We start from the raw sequence: 14,517 nt of genomic DNA on the forward strand, positions 1-14,517 counted from the left end.
ATATGGTTCTAAAGTGAAAATAAGACAGAATAATAGCGGAGGTTACTATGTTTCGAAATGTAGCAGAACTAGTAGAATTAGCAGAAAGTCAAAATGTAAAAATTGCAGAGATTATGATTCAACAGGAAATAGATATCACGGGAGTTACTCGTGAAGAAATCATGGAAAAAATGGACCGGAACTTAACGGTTATGGAAGAAGCGGTTGAACGCGGTTTAAAAGGGGTACAGTCTGTTACAGGTTTAACAGGCGGGGATGCAGTGCTGCTTCAAAACTATATTCAAAGCGGAAAATCTTTATCTGGAAATTTAATTTTAGATGCAGTTAGCAAAGCTGTAGCGACAAACGAAGTAAATGCGGCAATGGGTACAATCTGTGCAACGCCTACTGCTGGATCTGCAGGGGTAGTGCCAGGAACGCTGTTTGCAGTGCAACATAAGCTAAATCCCACTCGTAAAGAAATGATTGAATTTTTATTTACATCAGGTGCTTTTGGGTTTGTTGTAGCCAATAATGCGTCTATTTCAGGAGCAGCAGGCGGATGTCAAGCAGAAGTTGGTTCAGCTTCAGGTATGGCAGCTGCAGCGATCGTTGAAATGGCAGGAGGTACACCTAGTCAGGCAGCTGAAGCAATGGCAATTACTCTCAAAAATATGCTAGGATTAGTATGTGACCCAGTAGCGGGGCTAGTAGAAGTTCCATGTGTGAAACGAAACGCAATGGGAGCGGCGAATGCAATGATTGCAGCAGATATGGCCTTAGCAGGCATTACAAGTCGTATTCCATGTGATGAAGTCATTGATGCTATGTATAAAATTGGTCAAACAATGCCGGTTGCATTACGAGAAACTGCACAAGGAGGCTTAGCGGCAACACCAACAGGTCGCGAGCTTGAAGCGAAGATCTTTGGTATTGCATTAAATAAAAGTGAATGAACTAACAACTATTTCAATTAAAACCATTAAAGGTATTGGAGATGAAACAGCACAAGCATTAGAGGATATGCATATTCACAGTGTGCATGACTTGTTAGAACATTTCCCATACCGCTATGAAGATTATGAGTTAAAAGATTTGGCTGAAGCAAAGCACGACGAAAAGGTCACCGTAGAAGGAAAGGTTCACAGCGTCCCCTCGCTTACGTATTACGGCAAAAAACGTTCGCGCCTTACGTTTCGGCTGCTAGTAAACCGCTATTTGATTACGGTTACTTGTTTTAATCGCCCTTACTATAAATCAAAGTTAGAAATCGATCAAACTGTTACGGTTACAGGGAAATGGGATCAGCATCGGCAAACGATTAACTTGCAGGAGCTTCAATTTTCTCCGTTTGTTAAAAATCAAACGATTGAGCCTGTTTACTCAGTTAAAGGCAGCTTAACGGTCAAAGGAATGCGGAAGTTCGTCTCTCTTGCGTTGAAGAATTATGGCAGCAGCATTCAGGATATGCTCCCGGCCTCTATTCGTTCTAGGTACAAACTAGTAACGCGTGAAGAAGCGGTTAGAAGTATTCACTTACCTCGTGATCATGAAGATTTAAAACAAGCGAGACGTCGATTTGTCTATGAAGAATTTCTGCTTTTTCAATTAAAAATGCAGGCGCTGAGAAAGCGCGAAAGAGAAGAAACGCCTGGAATGAAGCAAGCATTTGATTCAACTGAGCTGGTAAACTTCACGAACTTGCTGCCGTTTCCGTTAACAAGCGCTCAAAAACGTGTAGTAAACGAAATTACGCACGATATGAAATCGCCTTATCGCATGAATCGCTTGCTGCAAGGTGATGTAGGGTCAGGTAAAACAGTCGTAGCAGCGGTTGCTTTATACGCCACTGTTTTAGCGGGACATCAAGGTGCTTTAATGGTACCGACTGAAATTTTAGCTGAACAGCATGCAGAGTCATTAACTGCGATGCTTGAAAAGGTAGGCATCAGCGTAGGCTTGCTAACAGGGTCTGTTAAAGGAAAAGCAAGAAGAGAGCTGCTTCAGCGAGTGAGCGACGGAGATGTTCATGTATTAGTAGGTACACATGCCTTAATTCAAGACGAAGTTATATATAATAGTTTAGGGCTCGTCATTACGGATGAACAGCACCGCTTTGGAGTTGGACAGCGCCGGGTTTTACGTGAAAAAGGAGAAAGTCCGGATGTACTGTTTATGACGGCGACTCCTATTCCAAGAACCCTTGCTATTACGGTGTTTGGAGAAATGGATGTGTCCATTATTGATGAAATGCCAGCAGGACGTAAGGCTATTGAAACGTACTGGGTAAAACATGATATGCTTGAACGTATTTTACATTTCGTTGAAAAAGAAATACACGATGGCAGACAAGCTTATGTTATTTGTCCGTTGATTGAAGAATCGGACAAGCTGGATGTTCAAAATGCAATTGATGTGCATGCAACACTCACTCACTATTTTAATGGAAAAGCAAGCGTTGGTCTCATGCACGGAAGATTGTCACCTGATGAAAAAGAAGAAGTGATGAAACAGTTTAGCGTAAATGACGTGCAGATTTTAGTATCAACAACGGTTGTAGAAGTAGGAGTGAACGTTCCGAATGCAACCGTAATGGTCATTTATGATGCAGAGCGCTTTGGGTTATCTCAGCTTCATCAGCTAAGAGGACGCGTAGGACGAGGAGATGCACAGTCATATTGTATTCTACTCGCGGATCCGAAATCAGAAGTTGGAAAAGAACGAATGACCATTATGACGGAAACAAACGATGGATTTGTATTATCAGAAAGAGACTTAGAGCTTCGTGGGCCTGGTGATTTCTTTGGTAGAAAACAAAGCGGGATGCCTGAGTTTAAAGTAGCAGACATGGTGCACGATTACCGTGCGCTTGAAGTAGCTCGAGAAGATGCTGCTAAGCTTGTAAATTCCGACAGTTTTTGGACAGAAGAGCAGTTTGCGCTGCTGAGAATACAATTAGAAGCAACGGGCGTATTAACTGGAGAAAAATTTGATTAGTAAAAGAGGCTGAAAGTAGTTTAGTTGAAGGGAAATCCGAACGATGAATCGAGATTCTTGATGAAGAATCCAACTCGTTCGGATTTTTTCATTGGTAGGGTGAACGTCGGTTTCATGTATGTAGATACTTTTAGCGGCTGTTAATAGTCATGAATATCCATAGTGTGATGCACAGAATATAGCATGTGAAAAATGTTGCAATTAGAAGGCAATGATTATATACTGCTATTAGTACCTAGTATTAAAAGTTCGGATGGTGGACAATGAAGCGCAGTAAAAAAGAAAGACAGCAGCTATTAAAAACGACAATTGAAGAAAACCCATTTATTACGGATGAAGAACTAGCAGACCGTTTTTCAGTGAGCGTTCAAACAATTCGATTAGACCGCCTAGAGTTGTCGATTCCTGAACTGCGAGAACGTATTAAGCATGTAGCTTCAAAACAACTAGACGAGGAAGTGCGTTCGCTTCCGATTGAAGAAGTCATTGGAGAAGTTATCGACATTGAACTAGATCAATCAGCGATATCTATTTTTGATGTGAAAACAGAGCATGTGTTTCAGCGTAATCAAATCGCTCGTGGTCACCACCTTTTTGCGCAGGCTAATTCGTTAGCTGTCGCTGTTATTAACAACGAACTAGCGCTCACAGCAGATGCGTCGATCCGTTATCATCGCCCTGTTAAGCTTCATGAACGAGTGATAGCAAAAGCGAAAGTTCTGTCAACTAGTGAAGTGCGAACCACCGTTGAGGTAAACAGCTATGTAGGGCAAGAGCAAGTGTTCTCTGGCACTTTTAAAATGTATCGTTCTACAAAGGATAAATAATAAAAAGGATGAGACGCAACATGAAACTAGCTATTGATGCAATGGGCGGAGATCATGCACCGAAAGCCATTATTGAAGGTGTAGAAAAAGCTACTGCTCAATTTAAAGAATTACATATTACGTTAATTGGAAACGAATCAGAAATAAAAAAGCATTTAACGAATCCAGATCGTATTTCGATTATTCATACAGAAGAAACCATTGATGCAACTGATGAGCCAGTGCGAGCTGTGCGCCGTAAAAAACAAGCATCTATGGTATTAATGGCAAATGAAGTAGCCGAAGGTCGTGCTGATGCTTGTATTTCAGCAGGAAACACAGGTGCGTTAATGACAGCGGGACTTTTTATTGTAGGTCGCATCAAAGGCATTGAACGTCCAGCACTTGCTCCGACGCTTCCGACACTAGATGGAAAAGGCTTTTTAATGCTAGACGTTGGTGCAAACGTTGATGCCAAGCCTGAACATTTGCTCCAGTACGCTGTGATGGGGTCGGTGTATGCCGAAAAAGTACGCGGCATTCAAGCTCCTAGAGTGGGACTGTTGAACATTGGAACTGAAGATAAAAAAGGAAATGACTTAACCAAACAAGCTTTTCAGCTACTAAAAAACGCTGATCTCAATTTTGTAGGCAACGTGGAATCTCGTGATTTGCTAAACGGCGTAGCCGATGTGGTTGTAACAGATGGTTTTACAGGAAATATGACTCTTAAGAGCATTGAGGGAACGGCGCTTTCCTTGTTTTCAATGATTAAACAAGAATTAATGAGCACGTTAAAAAGCAAGTTAGCCGCAGCGGTACTCAAGCCTCAGCTGCAGGGTTTAAAAGCGAAAATGGATTACAGTGAATATGGAGGAGCAGGGCTGTTTGGATTGCATGCGCCTGTTATCAAAGCGCACGGTTCGTCGGATGCGAATGCAGTATTTAGCGCGATTAAGCAAGCAGTGAATATGGTGGAAAACAATGTGTCTTCCACTATTCAAAAAGCAATCGAACAAACTGCTAATGAAGAAAAGGAGAGATAAGAAATGGGGAAAATTGCTTTTATCTTTCCAGGCCAAGGGTCACAAACTGTTGGTATGGGAAAAGATTTATATGATGAAACAGAGGAAGCAAGAAAGCTGATTCATACAGCTGACGAAGCTTTAGGGTTCAGTCTTTCAAACATTATTTTTGAAGGGCCTCAAGAAGAATTGACTTTAACTTATCACGCTCAACCTGCTCTTTTAACAACGAGTACAATGCTGCTTGAAGCGTTTAAAACGAGCGGAATTACACCCGATTTTGTTGCGGGTCACAGTCTAGGAGAATACAGTGCGCTTGTGGCTGCTGAGGTTTTATCGTTTAGAGATGCTGTTGTGGCTGTTCACAAAAGAGGTCGCTATATGGACGAAGCTGTACCAGCAGGTCAAGGTACAATGGCAGCAGTGCTTGGCATGTCTGCGGAAGATCTAGAAGCCGTTACCGCTCAAATTACAAACGAAGGCGAAGCTGTTCAGCTTGCAAATATTAACTGTCCGGGTCAAATTGTTATTTCAGGTACGGTAAATGGCGTAGAAAAAGCAGGAGCTCTTGCCAAAGAAAAAGGTGCAAAACGCGTGATTCCTCTAGTGGTAAGCGGTCCGTTTCACTCTAGTTTAATGAAGCCAGCTGCTGAAAAATTACGTGATACGCTAGAAACAGTGGGCTTTAGCGATGCGAAAGTTCCAGTCATAGCAAACGTAACAGCAAAGCCGGTTACTGACAGTCAAGATATTCAAAACAAGCTAGTGGAACAACTGTATTCTCCAGTGAGATGGGAAGAAACAGTTGAGACACTTCTTGCAGAAGGTGTAGATACATTTGTTGAAATTGGACCAGGAAAAGTATTATCAGGTCTTGTGAAAAAAGTAAATCGCCGTGCGGCTGTTTACGCTGTTAATGATCTTACATCATTAAAATCAACGATTGACGCACTAAAAGGGGGAGAATAACATGTTACAAGGGAAAGTTGCAGTTGTAACAGGCGCTTCTCGCGGAATTGGTCGTGCCGTTGCAATTGAGCTGGGAAAGCTTGGTGCTAAAGTAGTTGTAAACTATTCTGGAAGCGAAGCGAAAGCTCTTGAAGTTGTGGATGAAATTAAAGGACTAGGAACGGATGCAATTGCTGTACAAGCAAATGTGGCAGAAAGTGATTCTGTACAAGCAATGATAAAAGAAGCGATTTCTACATTTGGTTCAGTAGATATTTTAGTAAACAACGCGGGCATCACACGTGATAATCTTCTTATGCGTATGAAAGAAGACGAATGGGATGATGTTATTAATACAAACTTAAAAGGCGTGTTTTTGTGTACAAAAGCGGTTACTCGTCAAATGATGAAGCAGCGCGCAGGACGCATCATTAACATTTCATCAATTGTCGGCGTCAGCGGTAATGCTGGACAAGCAAATTATGTAGCAGCAAAATCAGGCGTGATTGGTTTAACAAAAACAACTGCCAAAGAATTAGCAAGCCGCAATATTACAGTGAATGCAGTTGCTCCTGGTTTCATTGCAACAGACATGACGGATAAATTGAATGAAGAAGTTCAGGCGGAAATGTTAAAGCAAATTCCTCTTGCAAGTTTTGGCCAGCCTGAGGATGTTGCGAACGCAGTTGCGTTTTTAGCATCAGATGCAAGCCGTTATATTACCGGTCAAACGATTCACGTTGACGGCGGAATGGTGATGTAAAAAAGGCACTTTACGAAAAGTGCAATTTGGTGATAAAGTACAAAGGGACGTTTACTAGGCGACCGATAAACTTTATTATTCAACCATAGTATTTTAGATGGAAATCATCTATAATGACTTGAGGGGAGGTGAAGAACAATGGCAGAGGTACTAGAACGCGTAACAACAATCATTGTTGATCGTCTTGGTGTAGACAAAAGTGAAGTGAAACTAGAATCTAGTTTCAAAGAAGACTTAGGTGCTGACTCTCTAGACGTAGTTGAATTTGTAATGGAGCTTGAAGAGGAATTCGATATCGAAATTTCTGACGAAGAAGCTGAAAAAATTTCAACTGTAGGAGATGCAGTTAATTACATACAGAGCCAAATTTAATCTGTAGTATATGTATGAAAAGCCCCGTTAAACAGCGGGGCTTTCTCTTCTTTTTAAGAATTTCAAAAAAAGACCTCTTTTTTTGAAAAGGTAGTGTATCTTTTAGGATACCTCGTTTTATAATGAGAGATGGTAGGGAAAAACTACGAAACAATTGAAGCAGGTAAGCGGAGGTATTTTATGCCTAAACAATATTCAAATCGAGATCGAAAGATGAACGTGAAATTCAAGCAAAATTTTGCCGAGTTTCAAAAGGAAATTGGTATTCAGTTTACAAATGAAGCGCTTCTTTTTCAAGCATTTACACATTCATCCTATGTGAATGAGCATCGCAGAAGACCGTATGAAGACAACGAGCGTCTTGAGTTTTTAGGAGATGCCGTATTAGAGCTAACCGTATCACAATTTTTATTTAAAAAGTATCCAACGATGAGTGAAGGTGAGTTAACGAAGCTTCGTGCAGCAGTTGTGTGCGAACCGTCGCTTGTTACTTTTGCAAATGAAATGGATTTTGGTAAACTAGTGTTACTTGGAAAAGGTGAAGAGATGACGGGCGGCCGATCTAGACCGGCTTTACTGGCCGATGTGTTTGAAGCATTTATCGGAGCTCTTTATTTAGACCAAGGGCTTGATACGGTAGTAACGATTCTAAAAAAAGTTGTCTTTCCAAAAATTAATGAAGGTGCTTTTTCTCATGTGATGGATTTCAAAAGCCAGCTTCAAGAAGTGATTCAACGTGATGGAGTTGGACAATTAGAATACAAAGTTTTGCAAGAAAAAGGTCCAGCGCATAATCGCGAATTCTTATCTCGCGTATCGTTAAATGGTGAAGAGCTCGGCGTTGGTGTAGGCCGTTCGAAAAAAGAAGCAGAGCAAAAAGCAGCTCAAGTAGCTATTACGAAAATTAGAGCAAGTCAAACGAAATAAAATGATCCCCCTCTTAACGCATTCGTTATAAAGGGGGATTTGCTATGAAAAGATTACATGTGTGAGGGGGGATTTCTATGTTCCTCAAACGATTAGATATTGCAGGGTTCAAATCGTTTGCAGAAAAAGTATCGATAGATTTTGTGCCAGGTGTAACGGCGGTAGTAGGACCGAATGGGAGCGGAAAAAGCAACATTACGGATGCTATACGCTGGGTGCTTGGAGAACAGTCAGCCAAATCGCTTCGTGGAGGGAAAATGGAGGACATTATTTTTGCAGGAAGCGAATCACGCCGTGCGGTAAACGTGGCTGACGTAACGCTGACGTTGGAAAATGATGACCAGTTTCTCCCGCTTGATTATCATGAAGTTAGTATTACAAGGCGCGTGTACCGCTCAGGAGACAGTGAATTTTTTATTAACAACCAGCCGTGCCGTTTAAAAGATATTGTCGATTTATTTATGGACTCAGGACTTGGAAGAGAAGCTTTTTCGATTATCAGTCAAGGAAAAGTAGAAGAAGTACTAAGCAGTAAATCTGACGAGCGCCGTAAAATTTTTGAAGAAGCAGCAGGTGTATTAAAATACAAAACGCGTAAACGAAAAGCGGAGCTTCGGCTTCTCGAAACGCAAGAAAATTTAAATCGAGTAGTAGATATTCTTCATGAAATTGAAGGTCAGTTAGAGCCTTTACAGATTCAATCGTCTATTGCAAAAGATTATTTGCAGAAAAAAGAAGAATTAGAGCACATTGATGTGGCTGTTACGGTATTTGAAGTTGAAGATCTTCATCAGAAATGGGAAAAATTAAAAGCTGAAATGGCTCAGCACGAGCAGCTTGAAGAATCTCTCGCGACCAATATTCGCACGCGTGAAGGAGAAATCCAGACCCTTCGTTCGCATATTCAGCAAATCGATGAACAGCTAGACTCTTTACATAAAAAACTACTATATGTAAGTGAAGAAGTAGAAAAGCTAGAAGGCAAAAAAGAAGTATTAAAAGAGCGTAAGAAAAATGCTTTTCAAAATAAAGAGCAGCTGGAACGTTTAGTAAAAGAGTATACTCATAAGCATCAAGAGCTAAGTAAAGCAAAAGACAGCGAAGGAAAAGATCTTGAGCAATCTCAAAAAGAAGTGCAAGAGATACGTTTGAAGCTTGCTGAGCAGGAACAGTTGTTTAGGCAGTACAGTGAGAATCTAGAAGAAAAACTTGAACAGATGAAAAGCGAATATTTTGAATTAGCGAACGCTCAAACATCCGCTCGAAATGAAATTTCATTTTTAGAGCAGCAAAAAATGCAAACGTTTGAAAAAGAGCAGCGCTTAACAAAATCCAACGAGCAATACGTCGAACAGCGCCGTGAATTAACGCAGCGAAAAGAAGCGGCGATTAAAAGGCTCGCTCAGTTTCGTCAAGAGCTTCAGCAGGCTGTACAAGTGTATAAGCAGCAAGGAGAGAAGCTTGAGTCATTAAGGCAAGCCTATCGTAAACAAGAGTCTACGCTTTATCAAGCTTATCAGTACGTGCAACAGACAAAATCACGAAAAGAAATGCTTGAAGAGATGCAAGAAGACTATGAAGGTTATTTTCACGGTGTAAAAGAAGTATTAAAAGCGCGTGATGGGAAGCTTGCAGGTATTAAAGGTGCCATTGCTGAGCTAATTAATGTCCCAAAAGAGTATGAAACAGCGCTTGAAATTGCGCTTGGAGGAGCAGCTCAGCACATTGTCGTTCAAGACGAACAAAGTGCCCGTCAGGCAATTGGCTTTTTGAAACAAAACGGTTACGGCAGAGCTACATTTTTACCACTGACGTCTGTAAAAGACCGTTATGTTCCGGCTCAAACTATTTCTATGCTAGAGAGTCACGAAGCGTATGTAGGAATCGCTTCATCTCTTGTTAAATACGAAGCTACCTACGACCGAGTTATTAAAAATTTGCTTGGAACCGTTATTGTTGTCAATGATTTAAAAGGCGCGAATGAACTTGCCCGCCTTGTGCAGCATCGCTATCGTTTTGTGACCGTTAAAGGGGATGTGGTCAACCCCGGTGGTTCGATGACAGGCGGTTCAATGAAGCAAAAGTCCAACTCTTTGTTAGGCCGTCAGCGTGAAGTGGAAGCCATTACGGCAAAAATAGAAGAGATGGAACAAAAGACGCTTGTGCTCGAGCAAGATGTGAAAGATAAAAAGTCACAGATTGAAGAGCTTCAACAGGAAATTAATAAACAGCAGGCATTTGTGGAACGCTTGAAAGACAAAGAGCAGGAATCTGACCGAGAAGTAAAGCAAATTGACATCGAAGAAAAAGCAGTGAATGACCGCTTAACCATGTATGATCATGATATTGCTAGCTTTAGACAAGATCAAACAAGCTTGTCCGCTCGAATTGATGAGCTGCATGCGAGTTTGCAGGGAAATCAGCAGCAGGCAAATGTATTAGAGAAAAACATTGAAGAGTTAGCTGCACGCAAGCATACACAGCAAACGTCTAAAGAAACGGTTCAACATGAGCTTACAGAAGTAAAAGTGCTTCTTGCGAAAAAAGAACAGTTCCTCACAAATCAGCAAGAAAAATACGAAAGAGTGTGCTTTGAGCTTGATCAAACCATTCAGCGTTTGTCTGAAGCTACAGATGATCTTTCTCTTTTAACGAGTGAAATCACGAGCAACGACTCGGGTGAACTTCAGCTCGAAGAAGCGGCGCATGAGCGAATAAAAGAAAAGACAGAAACGTTAAAATTAATGGATGACTGCAGATCAGAGCGGTTGAAAGCCCAGAATAAGCTTGAAGACGAAGAAAGGGTTGTAAAAGAGCTCCAGCGTCAGTACAAACAAATTACGGATGCTTTAAAAGATGAAGAAGTCAAAATCAATCGAATTGACGTAGAGCTAGACAGCCGTCTCCAGCAGCTGACAGAAGAGTACGAAATTAGCTTTGAAGCAGCAAAAGAAAAGTATCCTTTAACATTAGATATTCAAGAAGCAAGGAAAAAAATCAAGCTCATTAAGCTGGCAATTGATGAATTAGGAACCGTAAACTTAGGTTCTATCGAACAATACGAACGCGTTTCAGAGCGCTATGAATTTTTAAATACGCAGCGAGCTGACCTCGACGAAGCGAAAAATACCCTGTATCAAGTGATTGAAGAAATGGACGAGGAAATGAAGAAACGTTTTTCTGATACGTTCTCTCGTATCCGCAATGAATTTGGTACAGTGTTCTCTTCACTATTCGGAGGAGGAAAAGCGGATTTGAAATTAACAGATCCGAAAGATTTATTAAATACAGGGGTGGAAATTGTTGCCCAGCCTCCTGGGAAAAAACTGCAGAATCTAGGGTTGCTGTCAGGCGGCGAGCGTTCGTTAACAGCCATTGCCCTCCTGTTTTCTATTTTGAAAGTACGTCCGGTGCCGTTTTGTGTGCTAGATGAAGTGGAAGCGGCGCTTGATGAAGCGAACGTTCATCGCTTCGCTACGTATTTACGCAAATTTAGTAATCAAACACAGTTCATTGTTATTACTCACCGAAAAGGTACAATGGAAGAAGCTGACGTACTGTACGGTGTGACAATGCAAGAATCTGGCGTATCGAAATTAGTCTCTGTTCGTTTAGAAGAATCAAAGCAATATGTTTAACTCATAGAATGAAAGGGTGGTACGAATGAGCTTTTTTAAGAAATTAAAAGAAAAAATTACAATGCAAACGGATTCTGTTACACAAAAATTTAAAGATGGACTATCAAAAACACGCAATTCTTTTTCGGAACGTGTGAATGATCTAGTGTCTCGCTATCGTCAAGTAGACGAAGAGTTTTTTGAGGAATTAGAGGAAATTTTAATCAGTGCTGATGTTGGTGTGGCTACCGTGTTGGATTTAATTGATGACTTAAAATCGGAAGTGAAACGCCGTAATATTAAGGACCCTCAAGATGTACAGGCTGTCATCTCTGAGAAATTAATTGATATTTATGAATCTGGTGAAGAGCAGATTGGTGAATTAAATATGCAGCAAAATGATTTAACGGTTATTTTGTTTGTAGGGGTAAACGGCGTTGGGAAAACAACAACAATTGGGAAAATTGCACATAAATTCAAACAAGAAGGCAAAAAAGTCGTAATGGCGGCAGGAGATACGTTCCGTGCCGGTGCGATTGAGCAGTTAGAAGTATGGGGAGAACGCGTTGGTGTTGATGTTATTAAGCAATCTGCAGGCTCTGACCCTGCCGCTGTCATGTATGACGCTGTTCAGTCAGCCAAGGCTCGAAAAGCAGATGTTTTATTATGTGATACAGCAGGTCGCCTTCAAAACAAAGTGAATTTAATGAAAGAATTAGAGAAAGTAAAGCGTGTTATTGAGCGAGAAATTCCTGGTGCTCCGCATGAAGTGCTTCTCGTACTTGATGCGACGACGGGTCAAAACGCTTTAAGTCAGGCTAAAACATTCTCAGAAGCAACGAACGTGACTGGAATTGTGTTAACAAAACTAGATGGTACGGCTAAAGGCGGAATTGTTCTTGCCATTCGAAACGAACTGAAGCTTCCTGTTAAATTCGTTGGCCTTGGAGAAAAAGTAGACGACCTTCAGCCGTTTGACACGGAGCAATATATCTATGGGTTATTTGCCAATGCTGTAGAAGAAGAAACAGAAAAAGAGGCGTAATCTAAAAAGAGGCTGGGATAAAAGTATCTTCGTTGAAGGAAGATCCGAACGATTAATCGTTCGGATCTTTTTATTAGTAGGGTGGACGCAGGTTTCATATTTATTCGTCTTTAAATTGAAGTAATTTAGTTATGTTTCCATCTCTTTTAAGTGGAAAAATGTGAGGTGTTAAGGAAAAAACTTGACATTCAAACCTCGCCTAGTTAAACTAATAACATGTAAAGGCTTTTCACTTAACAAGGGGGCGGTCAGATGGTTGAAAAGAGCGTACATATGCTCGAGAAAACAACAAGAATGAATTACTTATTTGACTTCTATCAGGCGCTGTTGACGCCCAAACAAAGAAGTTATATGTCACTTTATTACTTGGATGATTATTCCCTCGGTGAAATAGCGGAAGAATTTGATGTGAGTCGTCAAGCAGTTTATGATAATATAAAACGTACAGAGCAAATGCTTGAACAATATGAGGAAAAGCTATTGTTATTTCAACGGTTTCAAGAGCGTCAATCAATTGTTCAACAACTGAAAGACGAACTTGCAGCCGACTTACACAAGAACAGTAAGCTTTCTTCTCTTCTTGATTCGCTCGAGAAATTAGATTAGGGGGCGGCGTATATGGCATTTGAAGGATTAGCCGACCGTTTGCAAAGCACACTGCAAAAGTTAAAAGGAAAAGGAAAAGTTAACGAAGCTGATGTTAAAGAAATGATGCGTGAAGTTAGACTTGCCCTTTTAGAAGCCGATGTAAACTTTAAAGTAGTAAAAGACTTTGTTAAGCGCGTAAGCGAACGTGCTGTAGGTCAAGACGTTCTTAAGAGCTTAACGCCTGGACAGCAAGTTATTAAGGTTGTACAAGAAGAATTAACTGCACTTATGGGCGGAGAGCAAAGCAAGATTGCAGTAGCTCCAAAAGCTCCAACTGTAATTATGATGGTTGGACTTCAAGGTGCAGGTAAAACAACAACAACTGGTAAACTTGCCAATTTATTACGTAAAAAATATAACCGTAATCCATTGCTTGTAGCAGCAGATATTTATCGTCCGGCAGCTATTAAACAGCTTGAAACACTAGGGAAACAGCTTAGCATGTCTGTTTTTTCATTAGGTGATCAAGTAAGTCCTGTGGAGATTGCGAAACAAGCTATTGCTCATGCGAAAGAAGAGCATCACGATTATGTATTAATTGATACAGCGGGACGTTTGCATGTTGATGAAAATCTAATGGAGGAGTTAGAACAGATCAAAGAGCTTTCTAACCCAGACGAAATTTTCCTTGTTGTCGATGCGATGACGGGTCAAGATGCAGTAAACGTTGCGGATAGCTTTAATAAGCAATTAGGATTAACTGGCGTTGTATTAACGAAACTAGACGGCGATACGCGCGGTGGTGCAGCGCTTTCTATTCGTGCAGTAACTGATACACCAATTAAGTTTGTCGGTCTTGGAGAAAAGATGGATGCTATTGAAGCATTCCACCCAGAGCGTATGGCTTCCCGTATCTTAGGTATGGGTGATGTGCTGACGCTTATCGAAAAGGCTCAGGCAAATGTAGATGCTGAAAAGGCAAAAGAGCTTGAAGCTAAGCTGCGCACGCAGTCATTTACATTCGATGACTTTTTAGATCAACTTGCTCAGGTGCGTCAAATGGGACCGCTTGATGAGCTAATTGGTATGCTTCCGGGCGCCAATAAAGTAAAGGGGCTCAAAAACCTGCAGGTTGATGAAAAGCAAATTAATCATGTAGAAGCAATCATTCGTTCGATGACGAAAGCGGAAAAAACAAACCCTGAAATCATTAATTCAAGTCGAAGAAAGCGTATTGCAAAAGGAAGCGGGCGTTCTGTACAAGAAGTCAACCGTTTGCTTAAACAATTTGAAGACATGAAAAAAATGATGAAACAAATGACAAATATGTCAAAAGGCAAGAAAAAGGGTATGAAACTTCCATTCTTTTCATGATAAAATGCTTGATTTGAACTGAAAAAACCAAAGAAAATAAAATATTTTTCTAGTGTTAAGAAAAAAACCTTTACAA

Annotated in this window: 12 protein-coding genes; all 12 read left to right on the forward strand. The window is 40.8% G+C overall.

Annotated elements, in window-relative coordinates; genetic code table 11:
* Positions 1 to 47: 47 nt before the first annotated feature.
* The 12 genes from sdaAA to ffh all read left to right on the forward strand — a co-directional run bounded on the left by sdaAA (position 48) and on the right by ffh (position 14,441).
* Positions 48 to 935, forward strand: coding sequence for an L-serine ammonia-lyase, iron-sulfur-dependent, subunit alpha (gene sdaAA, locus ACNHOZ_RS03495; RefSeq protein ID WP_013084817.1), 888 nt, complete (start codon positions 48 to 50; stop codon positions 933 to 935).
* Positions 928 to 2,976 carry an ATP-dependent DNA helicase RecG gene (recG, locus tag ACNHOZ_RS03500; RefSeq protein ID WP_048019840.1) on the forward strand — a complete coding sequence of 683 codons (2,049 nt, stop codon included), beginning with the start codon at positions 928 to 930 and terminating at the stop codon, positions 2,974 to 2,976. Before sdaAA ends, recG begins: the two co-directional genes overlap by 8 nt.
* A 263-nt stretch (positions 2,977 to 3,239) precedes the next feature.
* The gene (gene fapR, locus ACNHOZ_RS03505) at positions 3,240 to 3,803 is read left to right on the forward strand and encodes a transcription factor FapR (RefSeq protein WP_013058909.1); all 564 of its coding nucleotides are present in this window, start codon (positions 3,240 to 3,242) and stop codon (positions 3,801 to 3,803) included.
* A 20-nt stretch (positions 3,804 to 3,823) separates the two neighbouring features.
* Positions 3,824 to 4,828 (forward strand): phosphate acyltransferase PlsX, encoded by a 1,005-nt coding sequence (gene plsX / locus ACNHOZ_RS03510; protein WP_048019841.1) that lies wholly within the window; start codon positions 3,824 to 3,826, stop codon positions 4,826 to 4,828.
* A gap of 3 nt (positions 4,829 to 4,831) precedes the next feature.
* Positions 4,832 to 5,776, forward strand: coding sequence for an ACP S-malonyltransferase (gene fabD, locus ACNHOZ_RS03515; RefSeq protein ID WP_048019842.1), 945 nt, complete (start codon positions 4,832 to 4,834; stop codon positions 5,774 to 5,776).
* A 1-nt stretch (position 5,777) separates the two neighbouring features.
* Positions 5,778 to 6,518: a 3-oxoacyl-[acyl-carrier-protein] reductase gene (fabG, locus tag ACNHOZ_RS03520; protein WP_013058906.1), complete on the forward strand. Its 741-nt coding sequence runs from the start codon at positions 5,778 to 5,780 to the stop codon at positions 6,516 to 6,518.
* A 138-nt stretch (positions 6,519 to 6,656) separates the two neighbouring features.
* Complete coding sequence (acpP, locus tag ACNHOZ_RS03525) at positions 6,657 to 6,890, forward strand: acyl carrier protein (RefSeq protein WP_013058905.1); 234 nt, start codon at positions 6,657 to 6,659, stop codon at positions 6,888 to 6,890.
* Positions 6,891 to 7,070: 180 nt separating this feature from the next.
* Positions 7,071 to 7,817 carry a ribonuclease III gene (rnc, locus tag ACNHOZ_RS03530; protein ID WP_013058904.1) on the forward strand — a complete coding sequence of 249 codons (747 nt, stop codon included), beginning with the start codon at positions 7,071 to 7,073 and terminating at the stop codon, positions 7,815 to 7,817.
* 77 nt (positions 7,818 to 7,894) lie between these two features.
* Complete coding sequence (gene smc / locus ACNHOZ_RS03535) at positions 7,895 to 11,455, forward strand: chromosome segregation protein SMC (RefSeq protein ID WP_048019843.1); 3,561 nt, start codon at positions 7,895 to 7,897, stop codon at positions 11,453 to 11,455.
* Positions 11,456 to 11,480: 25 nt separating this feature from the next.
* Complete coding sequence (gene ftsY / locus ACNHOZ_RS03540; RefSeq protein WP_013058902.1) at positions 11,481 to 12,479, forward strand: signal recognition particle-docking protein FtsY; 999 nt, start codon at positions 11,481 to 11,483, stop codon at positions 12,477 to 12,479.
* A 273-nt stretch (positions 12,480 to 12,752) separates the two neighbouring features.
* Entirely contained in the window at positions 12,753 to 13,085 is a 333-nt protein-coding gene (locus tag ACNHOZ_RS03545; RefSeq protein WP_025750337.1) for a putative DNA-binding protein, read from the forward strand.
* Positions 13,086 to 13,097: 12 nt separating this feature from the next.
* Complete coding sequence (ffh, locus tag ACNHOZ_RS03550) at positions 13,098 to 14,441, forward strand: signal recognition particle protein (RefSeq protein WP_028411443.1); 1,344 nt, start codon at positions 13,098 to 13,100, stop codon at positions 14,439 to 14,441.
* Positions 14,442 to 14,517 lie beyond the last annotated feature (76 nt).

The sequence above is a fragment of the Priestia sp. D51 genome, assembly GCF_053345675.1.

Coding starts and splice junctions, on each gene's coding strand:
- rnc (WP_013058904.1), top strand. CDS start 7,071: ATGCCTAAACAATATTCAAATCGAGATCGAAAGATGAACGTGAAATTC.
- acpP (WP_013058905.1), top strand. CDS start 6,657: ATGGCAGAGGTACTAGAACGCGTAACAACAATCATTGTTGATCGTCTT.
- smc (WP_048019843.1), top strand. CDS start 7,895: ATGTTCCTCAAACGATTAGATATTGCAGGGTTCAAATCGTTTGCAGAA.
- fabG (WP_013058906.1), top strand. CDS start 5,778: ATGTTACAAGGGAAAGTTGCAGTTGTAACAGGCGCTTCTCGCGGAATT.
- ffh (WP_028411443.1), top strand. CDS start 13,098: ATGGCATTTGAAGGATTAGCCGACCGTTTGCAAAGCACACTGCAAAAG.
- ACNHOZ_RS03545 (WP_025750337.1), top strand. CDS start 12,753: ATGCTCGAGAAAACAACAAGAATGAATTACTTATTTGACTTCTATCAG.
- plsX (WP_048019841.1), top strand. CDS start 3,824: ATGAAACTAGCTATTGATGCAATGGGCGGAGATCATGCACCGAAAGCC.
- fapR (WP_013058909.1), top strand. CDS start 3,240: ATGAAGCGCAGTAAAAAAGAAAGACAGCAGCTATTAAAAACGACAATT.
- ftsY (WP_013058902.1), top strand. CDS start 11,481: ATGAGCTTTTTTAAGAAATTAAAAGAAAAAATTACAATGCAAACGGAT.
- sdaAA (WP_013084817.1), top strand. CDS start 48: ATGTTTCGAAATGTAGCAGAACTAGTAGAATTAGCAGAAAGTCAAAAT.
- fabD (WP_048019842.1), top strand. CDS start 4,832: ATGGGGAAAATTGCTTTTATCTTTCCAGGCCAAGGGTCACAAACTGTT.